Source organism: Arthrobacter sp. NPDC097144, assembly GCF_044762205.1.
Lineage (GTDB): Bacteria > Actinomycetota > Actinomycetes > Actinomycetales > Micrococcaceae > Arthrobacter_B.
This window is the reverse complement of sequence record NZ_JBIWDW010000002.1, coordinates 406,876-417,878: the sequence shown is the minus strand read 5'-3', so window position 1 is coordinate 417,878 and position 11,003 is coordinate 406,876. Positions and strand designations below refer to the sequence as shown.

At 63.6% G+C, this 11,003-nt stretch carries 12 protein-coding genes; 9 read left to right on the top strand and 3 right to left on the bottom strand.

Annotated elements, in window-relative coordinates; genetic code table 11:
- Positions 1-65: 65 nt before the first annotated feature.
- Positions 66-1,148, bottom strand: a complete 1,083-nt coding sequence (locus ACIQXM_RS05630; protein WP_400928802.1) for a YbhN family protein — start codon at positions 1,146-1,148, stop codon at positions 66-68.
- Between the two features lie 182 nt (positions 1,149-1,330).
- On the opposite strand from ACIQXM_RS05630, the gene ACIQXM_RS05625 reads away from it, so the two are divergent.
- From ACIQXM_RS05625 to ACIQXM_RS05605, 5 genes are all read left to right on the top strand, one after another.
- On the top strand, positions 1,331-2,476 hold the full coding sequence (locus ACIQXM_RS05625) for an ABC transporter permease (protein WP_400928799.1): 1,146 nt from the start codon (positions 1,331-1,333) through the stop codon (positions 2,474-2,476).
- A complete protein-coding gene (locus ACIQXM_RS05620) occupies positions 2,473-3,168 on the top strand; it encodes an ABC transporter ATP-binding protein (protein ID WP_400928796.1) in 696 nt (231 codons plus the stop codon). The genes ACIQXM_RS05625 and ACIQXM_RS05620 overlap by 4 nt, the downstream gene beginning before the upstream one ends.
- 33 nt (positions 3,169-3,201) lie before the next feature.
- Positions 3,202-3,807 carry a TetR/AcrR family transcriptional regulator gene (locus ACIQXM_RS05615; RefSeq protein ID WP_400928793.1) on the top strand — a complete coding sequence of 202 codons (606 nt, stop codon included), beginning with the start codon at positions 3,202-3,204 and terminating at the stop codon, positions 3,805-3,807.
- Positions 3,804-4,238, top strand: coding sequence for a DUF3054 domain-containing protein (locus tag ACIQXM_RS05610; RefSeq protein WP_400928790.1), 435 nt, complete (start codon positions 3,804-3,806; stop codon positions 4,236-4,238). The genes ACIQXM_RS05615 and ACIQXM_RS05610 overlap by 4 nt, the downstream gene beginning before the upstream one ends.
- An 80-nt stretch (positions 4,239-4,318) precedes the next feature.
- Positions 4,319-4,600, top strand: coding sequence for an Lrp/AsnC family transcriptional regulator (locus tag ACIQXM_RS05605; RefSeq protein WP_229965623.1), 282 nt, complete (start codon positions 4,319-4,321; stop codon positions 4,598-4,600).
- Positions 4,601-4,750: 150 nt separating this feature from the next.
- On the opposite strand, the gene trpD is transcribed toward ACIQXM_RS05605, so the two are convergent.
- Positions 4,751-5,797 carry an anthranilate phosphoribosyltransferase gene (gene trpD / locus ACIQXM_RS05600; protein ID WP_400928786.1) on the bottom strand — a complete coding sequence of 349 codons (1,047 nt, stop codon included), beginning with the start codon at positions 5,795-5,797 and terminating at the stop codon, positions 4,751-4,753.
- 159 nt (positions 5,798-5,956) lie between these two features.
- Between trpD and ACIQXM_RS05595 the strand changes: the two genes are divergently transcribed.
- From ACIQXM_RS05595 to ACIQXM_RS05580, 4 genes are all read left to right on the top strand, one after another.
- Positions 5,957-6,595: a heme-copper oxidase subunit III gene (locus ACIQXM_RS05595; protein WP_400928784.1), complete on the top strand. Its 639-nt coding sequence runs from the start codon at positions 5,957-5,959 to the stop codon at positions 6,593-6,595.
- A 79-nt stretch (positions 6,596-6,674) separates the two neighbouring features.
- Positions 6,675-7,466 (top strand): c-type cytochrome, encoded by a 792-nt coding sequence (locus ACIQXM_RS05590; protein WP_400928781.1) that lies wholly within the window; start codon positions 6,675-6,677, stop codon positions 7,464-7,466.
- An 86-nt stretch (positions 7,467-7,552) separates the two neighbouring features.
- Positions 7,553-8,584, top strand: coding sequence for a Rieske 2Fe-2S domain-containing protein (locus tag ACIQXM_RS05585; RefSeq protein WP_400928778.1), 1,032 nt, complete (start codon positions 7,553-7,555; stop codon positions 8,582-8,584).
- A 2-nt stretch (positions 8,585-8,586) separates the two neighbouring features.
- Positions 8,587-10,272 carry a cytochrome bc complex cytochrome b subunit gene (locus tag ACIQXM_RS05580; RefSeq protein WP_400928775.1) on the top strand — a complete coding sequence of 562 codons (1,686 nt, stop codon included), beginning with the start codon at positions 8,587-8,589 and terminating at the stop codon, positions 10,270-10,272.
- A 126-nt stretch (positions 10,273-10,398) separates the two neighbouring features.
- On the opposite strand, the gene ACIQXM_RS05575 is transcribed toward ACIQXM_RS05580, so the two are convergent.
- Complete coding sequence (locus ACIQXM_RS05575) at positions 10,399-10,959, bottom strand: hypothetical protein (protein ID WP_400928772.1); 561 nt, start codon at positions 10,957-10,959, stop codon at positions 10,399-10,401.
- Positions 10,960-11,003 lie beyond the last annotated feature (44 nt).

Here is an 11,003-nt window from a genome sequence, read left to right as displayed (position 1 = left end):
ACCCCCGGCTGGGCGACCACTACTGGGGGGCCTAAAACCCCCTGCACGCCCCGGCCCGGGGTATATCACCCCCGTGTCCCCACCCCCGCTCCGCCCCAACCGTGTTGCCGCCCCCGCTTCTGCGTCCGTCCCAGAATCCCCAGCCGCAGTGACAAATAGGCCAGCGCGCCAACGGGGATGGGCAGCCAGAACTGCACCAGGCGCCAGGAGAGCACTCCGAGAACGGCAACGTGGCCCGGTGTTCCGAAGCCGGCGAGCATAGGCACCAGCACTCCCTCCACCAGGCCCAGCCCGCCAGGCGTGAGCGGAGCCAGGGCCACCAGCGAGGCCAGCGAGTAGGCCAGCATCAACTCTGCAGGAGAACTCACATGCCCGTAGGCTGCGAGGAAAACCCACAGGCAGGCCGCATCAAGGACGTACCGGGCAGCGGCCAGGACCACGGCCGCCGCCAGCCGGCGCGGTTCCTGCCGGAACATCTGCACTTCAGCGGCCACCGTCCGCACAAACTGCTCCGCCGAAGCGGGAGAGATAATTCTCACCTTTCCGGCGATGGCCCGCACCGTCCGGATTGCACCGGGCAAATGCCGGTCCAGCACCGTCAGAGCTGCCAGGGATAGTCCCAGCAGCACCAGCACCACGGCTCCGGCCGTACTGAGATACCGGCCTTCCGCAAAGCTGCCGTGGACAGTCAGCAGCGCCGCACCAAACAGGCCGGCCAGCACCAGGTTCGCACCAACCACCTGGATGGTGGCGGCACTCAGAGCGTCCTCAGGCTGCACCCCGCAGCGCGTGAGCAGCCGAAAGCGGACAGCGGCCGACGTCGTTCCGCCGCCGGGAACGGTGTGGTTGACCGTGAGGTCCGCAAGATCAATCCGGAACAGCGTGAAAAAACCGGGCCGGGCGTCACCGGCCAGCACCTCGCGCGTCAACCAGCTGTAGCTGGCCAGAGACACGGTTTCCAGGAGCACTGCCAGCAGGATCAGGATCACGGGCAGTCCGCGCAGAGCCGAAATCACATTCCCGGAGCCAACCAGCTGCGGCAGTACAACGTACTCAACAACCAGGACCACAGCCAGGATGCCGACCATCCACTTCAGCCACCTTGAGTGCTCGGCCTTATGCCAGTCCGCGCGCAGGTGCAGGGTCATGCCTCAAGGAGAGCAGACGGGCGCAGAGGGGACCAGAGGCCGCCGCACCTCAACCACGGCAGCACGCCAACGGGCACGCCAACCGGGGCGCAGTTGCCCCGGACCGGATGTTTCTGACATTATGTTGGCATGATACCGACACGTTGTCGGCATCAAAATCCCACAACCCACGGAGTTTTCCCATGTTTCTAGCGCTGCGTGAACTGCGCTTCGCCCGGGCACGGTTTGGTTTGATGGGTGGCGTCATTGCCCTGATCGCCATCCTGATGGTCCTGCTGTCCGGTTTGTCATCGGGCCTTGTTAATGACGGCGTTTCCGGCCTCAAAAGCATGCCCGCCACTGCCTTTGCCTTCAATGAGGGCACCAAGACCGACAACGCCTTTTCCCGAAGCGTGGTTGACGAGTCCCAGGCACAGGCCTGGCGCGAACAGCCCGGCGTCGCCGATGTCACCCTGATGGGCACCTCAATGATGAACGGCGCCACCGACGACGGCACCCAGGTGGACCTGTCCCTCTTCGGCATCGACGGCGACTCCTTCCTCGTCCCTGAAATCGGTGAGGGCCGTGCGGCATCAGCACCGAATGAGATTGTTGTCTCCCCCACCGGGGCGGACGAGGGCCTGGAACTGGGCACGGTTGTCACCCTGGAGCGGATCGGGACGGAGCTCACCGTCGTCGGTTACACGGCAGACCAGGCGACCTTCGGACATGTCACAGTGGCCTATCTCCCCCTGAGCACCTGGCAGTACATTGCCGGCGGCGACGCAGTGCCCGGCGCGCCCACGAATGCACAAACGGCAGCCACCGACTTCAACACCGCAAGCACCGTTGCCCTCCTTGCCGAAGACGGGGAGAGCATCGACTTCCCGGCCGGGGACGAAGCCGCACACACCGTGACGTCTTCGTTGAAGGAATCCTTCAACGCCTCTCCCGGCTACAGCGCCGAAACCATGACCCTGCAGATGATCCAGGTTTTCCTCTACGCCATCTGCGCACTTGTCGTTGGAGCTTTCTTCACCGTGTGGACCGTCCAGCGCAAGCATGAGCTGGCCGTCCTGCGTGCCATCGGCGCCTCCACCGGATACCTGCTGCGCGACGGACTGGCCCAGGCTGCCATTGTCCTCGTCGGCTTCACCGCGGTTGGCGTCCTGCTGGGCCTCGGCATGGGTGCAGGCCTGGCCGGAACCGCCATGCCTTTCGCATTGGAAGCTGGCCCCATTGGCCTGGCGACTGCCCTGACCATCCTTTTGGGACTGGTTGGAGCAGCCGCCGCCATTATCCGAATTTCCCGGGTTGATCCCCTGGCTGCCCTGGGAGGACAGCGATGAACACGCGAACCGAAACCCTGCAGGACACCACTCTTGGACTGGTGATTGAAGGAGCCAGCCTTGCCCTGGGTGACGGCGACGCCACTGTGCAGGCACTGGATGATGTGTTCCTCACAGTGCGCCCCGGCGAGCTCGTCGCCGTCGTCGGCCCCTCCGGAGCCGGTAAATCAAGCCTGCTGGCAGCGGCCGGCGCCCTGACGATGCCGGACTCCGGAACCATCACCATCAACGGGACGGACCTGGCAACGCTGAACAGTGCAGCCCGGGCCCGTTTCCGGCTGCGCAACATCGGCTTTGTCTTTCAGTCCGGAAACCTGATTCCCGCGCTGACCGCCGGCGAGCAGCTGGAGCTCGTGCACCGGATGGCCTTTGGAAAGAAGAGCTTCGACCCGCGGGAGCTGCTCGCCGCCGTGGGCATGGACCACAAGCTCAAGAGCCGCCCCGATCAGCTCTCCGGCGGTGAGCGCCAGCGGGTCGGAATTGCCCGTGCCCTGGTCACCCGGCCGCCGCTGCTGCTCGTGGATGAACCGACGGCCGCCCTGGACCGGCGCCGCAGCCAGGAAGTTGTTGCCCTGCTGGCGCGCGAAACCGCAGAGCGCGGCGTTGCTACAGTTATGGTGACGCACGATCACGACGTGCTTCCCCACTGCCACCGCGTAGTGGAGATGGTTGACGGACGCCTGATCAGCTAGACGACGCACAGCGAGCAACAAACAGGAGGGCATGTGCCCCGCATAACCGCCCCCACGGTCGCAGAACACCGTGTGGCCCAGCGACGGGCGCTTCTTGATGCGGCACGCACCCTGCTGGCCCAAACGGGCGAGGCTCCCAGCATGGCCGATGTGGCCGCGCTGGCCGGCCTCGCCCGCCCCAGCGCCTATCAGTACTACAAGTCCCGCCAGGACCTCCTGCATGCATTGGTCCTGGACGTCTTTCCGCGCTGGGCCCAGCGGGTGGAGGAAGCCATGCAGGCCGAAGCAGACCCGGCCGACCGCATCCTCGCCTACGTGCTGACCAACATTGCACTGGTCGCCGAGGGTGAGCACGCAGTGGGCAACGCGCTGGCAGCCGTGGCTCCCAGCGAGGAACTCAACACCCAAAGCACCATGATGCATTCGAAGCTGCTGGATCCCCTTGTGGGGACTCTGCGCGAGCTGGGATCCGAGGATCCCGCAGCAACTGCAGAACTCATCAATGGCATCGTCCACAGCGCCACCAAGCAGCTGGAGTCCGGCTCACCGCAGCAGGCCGTCAATGCACGGGTCACCGAACTCCTGGAACCTTACGTACGGGAGCACCGCCGCAACGGTGCCGGAAAGCAGCATCCGTGATTCGCCCTGACGCCCCCTCGTCCCCCCATCCGGCTTCGCCCCGCGCAGGCCGCGCAGCCCGCAGCACCGCAGTGCTCCTGGCCCTCGACGTCGTCCTGATTCTCCTTTTCGCCGCACTGGGCCGCGACACGCACCGGCACGGGCTCGATCCGGCCGGAATCCTCATCACCGCCTCACCGTTCCTGGTTGCCTGCCTCGCGGGCTGGGCCCTGCTGAGCCGCAGGCTTTCTCCCGCCCGGCTCTGGCCCGGCGGCGTTGTGCTGTGGATCATCACCGTAGTGGCCGGCCTTGGCATCCGCGCGCTTTTCGGAGGCGGTGTCGCCCTCAGCTTTGCCATCGTCACCCTGTTCGTCCTCGGGGCGTTCCTGCTGGTTCCCCGGGCGGCAGCGGCACTTATTGCCCGCCGGCGCGCTGCCCGCGTCCGCCCGTAGCCGCCGTCCGATAGGCTCGCTGTAGTGCGCCGGCTGCAGTAGAGCAGCGGCCCCGCCGCAGCATTATGAAAGGCTCCCCCATGATTACCGCTTTTGTCCTCATCCAGACCGACTCCGCCCGCATCCCCGAATGTGCCGAGGAGATCTCGGAGATCGAAGGCATCAGCGAGGTGTACTCCGTCACCGGCGAATGGGACCTGATCGCCATCGCCCGCGTACGCCGCCACGAGGACCTCGCCGATGCCATCGCCAACCGGCTCTCCAAGGTGGAAGGCGTCATCGGCACCACCACGCAGATTGCTTTCCGGGCCTATTCGCAGCACGATTTGGACGCGGCTTTTTCGCTCGGTTTCGACAGCTGACAGCCGGAATCAACAGCACCTGGATAACACTTCCGTAACAAAATGAGAGCCCTTTTTCCTCCCGGGCCGGGAGGAAAAAGGGCTCTCATTTGTTGGATTTGGTGCCGGGATGCAGCCGTAAAAATCTCCGCTCCACCCCGAAAATACGGCCTACTGGGTTACTTCAATCCAGCGGTCCAGCGCGGCCTTGGCGGAGCCGGCATCGATGGAGTCCTCCGCCTGGCGGATTCCTGCCGCCAGGCGTTCGGAAAGCGTCCCCCGGGCCTCGGGATCCAGTGCCACCAGGGCCGCGGCAGCGTTGAGGACGACGGCGTCGCGCACCGGCCCCCGGTCCCCGGCTAGGACGCTGCGGACCACGGCAGCGTTGGCGGCGGCATCTCCGCCCCGCAGATCGTCAAGGGTGGCCCGGGGTATGCCGAGGTCCAGGGGATCCACCGTCGTCACGCTCACGGCCCCGTTACGGACCTCCCAGACGGTGGAGGCGCCCGTCGTCGTCATTTCATCCAAGCCGTCCTCCCCCCGGAACACGAGCGCCCGTACGCCGCGGGCAGCCAGCACCCCTGCCATCAGGGGCGCCAGCCTGGCGTCGGCCACCCCAATGGCGGAGGCGGTGGGGCGCGAGGGGTTGGTCAGCGGACCCATGAAGTTGAAGGCTGTTGACACGCCCATTTCCCGGCGCGGGACGGCGGCATGGCGCATGGACGGATGGAAGACCTGGGCAAAGCAGAACGTGATGCCGGCCTTCACTGCGGCTTCCGCAACCCGGTCCACCGTCAGATCCAGGCGCACCCCCAGGGCTTCGATCACATCCGCGGACCCCGAGGCCGACGACGCCGCCCGGTTTCCGTGTTTGACCACCTTGGCGCCCGCCCCCGCGCAGACGAGCGCGGCCATGGAGGAAATGTTGACCGTGTTGTGCCGGTCACCGCCCGTACCCACTATGTCCAGGGTCTCGCCGGGGATGTTGATGGGCCGGGCATTTTCCAGCATGGCTTCCACGAGCCCGGTCAGTTCCTGCACCGTTTCACCCTTGGCCCGCAGCGCCACCAGGAACCCCGCCATCTGGGCATCCGATGCCTCCCCGGCCATGATCGAGTTCATCGCCCACCGGGTCTGGTCGCTGCGCAGGTCTTCACGCAGAATCAGGGCGTTAATCAGCGTCGGCCAGGTGTGTTCAGAGCTCGGATTCGTAGTCACATCCCCAAGGTTATCTACGAATCGTAGAAAATGCTGATTTCTTTCTGGGGAGCCACTTCCGCGCCGTTACTGGGATCCGCGGGGTTTCGGCACTATTTTGACGCGCCGAGCGTCTATATCTGTTGGAGAACTGGGTACTTTTACGTCCATAATGACTATGTGACAACAGCGACCCATGCCCCCAGTACCCCGGCTCACCCCACGCTGAACCGCCCCAACATGGTTTCCGTCGGAACCGTTGTGTGGCTGGCCAGCGAACTGATGTTTTTCGCCGCCCTCTTTGCCATGTATTTCACCCTTCGCTCAACATCGAGCGATCTGTGGGCCATGGAGACGGAGAAGCTCAACGTTCCGTTTGCGTTCGCGAACACGGTGATCCTTGTTCTAAGTTCCGTTACCTGCCAGTTCGGCGTCTTCGCCGCAGAGCGCCTCCAGCCGCGCCGCACCGGGGGACTGTTCAACGTCTCCCGCTGGGGCATGGTCGAGTGGTTCCTCCTCACCTTCCTTATGGGATCGATCTTCGTGGCCGTCCAGGCTTTCGAGTACGCAACGCTCGTCACTGAAGGAGTCTCGCTCTCGTCGAACTCCTACGGTTCGTCGTTCTACCTGACCACCGGATTCCATGGCCTCCACGTGACGGGCGGACTCATTGCCTTCCTGTTCATCATTGGACGCGCCTACGCGGCGAAGCGGTTTGGCCACTTTGAAGCGACCTCTGCGATCGTGACTTCTTACTACTGGCACTTCGTGGACGTAGTCTGGATTGCCCTGTTCGTCATCATCTACTTCCTCAAGTAACACCTGCTTGAGCCGGACCCCCTCAGATATCCACAGTGGCACCAGCACACCAAAGACCACACAAGTTAGGAACCACCAAGTGAAGGCACTATCGCAAAGGCGACGTCATCCCCTAGCAGCAGTTGCGCTGCTGCTGCTGGGACTCCTCGTTACAGGTGGGCTCTACGCGGCAGTCAGCGGCGCAAACGAAGCCCAGGCTGCCAGCACCGCCTACACGGCTGATGACGAAAACCAGGGCGAGAAGCTTTTCATCGCCAACTGCGCCACCTGCCACGGCATGGACGCCTCCGGCTCCGCCAACGGCCCCTCGCTCGTAGGCGTCGGCGCCGCATCGGTCGACTTCCAGGTCGGAACCGGCCGTATGCCCATGGCCATGCAGGGCCCGCAGGCCCAGCAGAAGCCGGTCCAGTTCACTGAAGAACAGACCACTCAGCTGGCTGCCTACGTGGCAAGCCTGGGCGCCGGTCCGGCCGTGCCGGACACCGAAGCCACCGATGCAGCAGAGGGCAACGCAGCCGAGGGCGGCGAGCTCTTCCGGGTCAACTGCGCAATGTGCCACAACGCTGCAGGCGCCGGCGGCGCCCTGACGCAGGGCAAGTTCGCTCCGTCCCTCGAAGGTGTCAGCGAGAAGCACATCTACGAAGCCATGGTCACCGGCCCGCAGAACATGCCCGTCTTCAATGACGCCAACATCGCCCCCGAGGACAAGCAGAACATCATTGCGTTCCTGAAGAACATCGAAGCCAACGGTTCGCCGGGCGGCGCCGAGCTCGGCTCGCTGGGTCCCGTATCCGAAGGCCTGTTCATCTGGACCGCCGGCCTGGGCCTCGTCATTGCTTTCACCATTTGGTTGACCTCCCGGTCTTCCTAGACATCACCCGCGCTCACCCACCTGGGTGACATCACAGTTACACATAGGTCTATAAATGCAGTTTCAAGAGAAGGATGAGGGGGATCATGGGCGACCATAGTCACGGCAGTCCGAACACCTCGGGCACCGTCGCTACGGCTGGCCAGGGCGACGAAGAGAAGTTCCGGAATCCCGGGCTTCCTCCGCACCGCCCTCGCCTGGCCGATACGAATCCCCAGGCTGAGAAGCGCGCCGAGCGGCAGGTGGCGGCACTGTTCGTCATCTCCATCATCGGTACGCTCGTGTTTTTCGTTGGGTACTTCGGGATCAAGCTCGAAGGCGGCCACACCATTGCCGACATCCGGGTGCAGAACCTGCTCCTGGGCCTTGGCACCGCCTTCGCGATGCTCGGCATCGGCCTCGGTATTGTGCACTGGGCCAAGACGCTCATGCCGGACCACGAAATCACCGAGGAACGGCATGAGATCCGTCCCGAGGAAGACCGTGTCATTGCTGAAAAGATGGTTGGGGACATCATCGAGGAGACGGGCATCAAGCGCCGTCCCCTGATCCGGAACACGCTCCTCGGAGCCATGGTCCTGGCACCGCTCCCGGCCATCGCGGTTTTCCGCGACCTGGGTCCGCTGCCCGGAAACACGCTGCGCCACACCATGTGGGACGCAGGCGTTCACCTGACCCGTGATCCCAGCGGAACACGCATCAAGGCTTCGGACGTGACCCTGGGCTCAGCCTTCCACGTCATCCCCGAGGGCCTGAACGAGTCCGAGCACAAGCTGGAGGAGAAGGCCAAGGCTGTTGTCCTGCTCATGCGCCTGGACCCGGATTCGCTGAACCCCTCCCCCGAGCGCAAGGACTGGAACGTAGACGGCATTGTTGCCTACTCCAAGATTTGCACCCATGTGGGTTGCCCGGTCGCGCTGTACGAACAGCACACCCACCATCTGCTGTGCCCGTGCCACCAGTCCACCTTTGACCTCACGCAGGAATGCAAGGTCATTTTCGGACCGGCTGTGCACCCGCTCCCGCAGCTGCCCATCGCCGTTGACGATGAAGGCTACCTGATCGCCACGAGCGATTTCCATGAACCGGTTGGACCGAGCTACTGGGAGCGTGGCTAGCCATGAGTGTTCCCTCTGTTACTCCCTACGAGCCCAAGACCCGCTTGGGCCGTGTCACCAACTTCGTTGACTCACGCGTCAGCGGTTCGGCAATGGTCAAGGAGTTCGGCCGCAAGGTCTTCCCCGACCACTGGTCGTTCATGTTCGGTGAAGTTGCACTGTACTGCTTCGTCATCCTGCTGATCTCCGGTACGTTCCTGACCTTCTTCTTCGATCCGTCCATGGCGGAAACGGAGTACCTGGGAAGCTATGTACCGCTGCACGGCGTTGAGATGTCAGTGGCCTATGAGTCCTCGCTGAACATCTCCTTTGATATCCGCGGCGGCCTCTTCATGCGCCAGGTTCACCACTGGGCCGCCCTGCTGTTTGTTGCAGCCGTGTCCGTGCACATGCTCCGCGTGTTCTTCACCGGCGCATTCCGCAAGCCCCGCGAGCTGAACTGGGTGGTGGGCGGCGTCCTGCTGATCCTCTCCCTCGCAGCCGGCTTCACCGGTTACTCCCTCCCCGATGACCTGCTCTCCGGCAACGGCCTGCGCATCATCGACGGCGTTATCAAGGCAGTTCCGGTGGTTGGTACCTACATCAGCTTCTTCCTCTTCGGAGGAGAGTTCCCGGGTACGGACATCATCAGCCGCCTGTACATGCTGCACATCCTGCTGGTTCCCGCCCTGATCCTGCTGATGATCGCCATTCACCTCTTCATGGTGGTCATCCACAAGCACACCCAGTTCCGCGGCCCCGGCCGTACGAACATGAACGTGGTGGGTTACCCGGTTGGACCGGTATACGCAGCCAAGGCCGGTGGATTCTTCTTCATCGTCTTCGGCATCATCGCCATCATCGCCGGCCTGTTCACGATCAACCCGATCTGGAACTACGGACCGTACGATCCCTCCCCCGTGTCCGCCGGTACCCAGCCTGACTGGTACATCGGCTGGGTTGACGGCGCCCTGCGCCTGATGCCGGGCTGGATCTTCAACATCCCGATGGAATGGAACATTCCGTTCCCGTGGGGCACCAACACGCTCTCCATGAACGTGCTGTTCCCGGCACTGGTTCCGGCCGGCATCGTTTTCACTCTCCTGTTCACCTGGCCCTGGATTGAAGCCTGGCTGACCAAGGACAAGAGCGTCCACAACCTGCTCGACCGCCCGCGCAACGCTCCGTTCCGCACCGGCGTCGGCGTTGCCGGCATCATCTTCTACTGCACCATGTGGGCTGCAGCCAGCTCCGACCTCATCGCCACGCACTTCCATGTGTCGCTGAACGATGTGACGTACTGGCTGCGCTTCCTGGTGATCTTCGGACCGATGATCGGCTTCGCCGTGGCCCGCCGCATCGCTCTGTCGCTGCAGCGCAAGGACCGCGAGCTTGTGCTCCACGGTGTGGAGAGCGGCCGTATTGTCCGCCTCCCGCACGGTGAGTACATCGAGGTCCACGAACCTGTGGACGAGTACAAGCGCTACAAGCTGGTGGACTTCGAATCCCCGCAGGTCTCGCCGGCACTGCCCGATGCCCGCGGCAAGGTCTCCGGCAAGGAGAAGCTGCGCGGCCGACTGTCACGCTTCTTCTTCGAAGACCGTGTTGCACCCGTTACTCCGAGTGAGCTGGAAGCAGCGCACCACCACGAGTCACCCGCAGAAATTGAAGCGGTTGAGGACGACCAGGCTTCGATCACGAACCGGTAGTCCTATGGGATAACAACCAAACATTAAGGAAGGGAGCCGACCAGCATTGCTGGCCGGCTCCCTTCCTTCGTGTCCGGGTTCTTTTGCCCCGGACTCTTTTGCCCCGGGCTCTTTTGTTCCGGGCTCTCAGTCCAAAGTGAAGGGCTGCTTGGCCGGAAGCGGGTGGCGGCGCTTCCACTGTGAAGTATCGGCTACCGGTGCGGAGCCGATGCTCAGCTTGGTGAAGTCAAGGTTGGCGTCCCGAAGGGCCACCAGCACCCCCTTCACGGCCTTGGGTACGTCCGGCGCCAAGATGAAGATGTTGAGTTTACCCGGGGCGAACTCACTCTCCTCAACGGCACCCAGGCCCCGCCAGGAGAAGTAGGACGCAAGAGTGGTGCGTGCCTTATGCTCAAGGTAGCGGTCACGCTCCGTGCCCTCAGCCGACTTCAGTGCATACTGGGCAACCACCCAGTGCTGCTCCTCGGCAGGAATCTCCGCGTACCCCAGTTCGGCGGACTTTGCAGCGAAGGCGGCAAACTTCTTTTCGGCAGCGGCCTCGTCCACGCCGGCGGTCGCACTGCCGGTCCCCATGTTTCCGACTTTGCCCTGGTTAAGCATGAACTCCTCGGAGTCCTCGTCGTACATGGCCTCACGGAAATGCAGGACCCCCTTGCCGTCACGGTGGTACATGATGCTGATGCTCATTTGATAGCCTTCCTGGCTGGTGTTAGGTCAGTGGACGGACACGG

What these genes read in the sequence shown, in the direction of transcription:
- ACIQXM_RS05630 (WP_400928802.1), bottom strand. Translation starts at nt 1,148, where the DNA reads ATGACCCTGCACCTGCGCGCGGACTGGCATAAGGCCGAGCACTCAAGG.
- ACIQXM_RS05625 (WP_400928799.1), top strand. Translation starts at nt 1,331, where the DNA reads ATGTTTCTAGCGCTGCGTGAACTGCGCTTCGCCCGGGCACGGTTTGGT.
- ACIQXM_RS05585 (WP_400928778.1), top strand. Translation starts at nt 7,553, where the DNA reads ATGGGCGACCATAGTCACGGCAGTCCGAACACCTCGGGCACCGTCGCT.
- ACIQXM_RS05580 (WP_400928775.1), top strand. Translation starts at nt 8,587, where the DNA reads ATGAGTGTTCCCTCTGTTACTCCCTACGAGCCCAAGACCCGCTTGGGC.
- ACIQXM_RS05620 (WP_400928796.1), top strand. Translation starts at nt 2,473, where the DNA reads ATGAACACGCGAACCGAAACCCTGCAGGACACCACTCTTGGACTGGTG.
- ACIQXM_RS05575 (WP_400928772.1), bottom strand. Translation starts at nt 10,959, where the DNA reads ATGAGCATCAGCATCATGTACCACCGTGACGGCAAGGGGGTCCTGCAT.
- ACIQXM_RS05605 (WP_229965623.1), top strand. Translation starts at nt 4,319, where the DNA reads ATGATTACCGCTTTTGTCCTCATCCAGACCGACTCCGCCCGCATCCCC.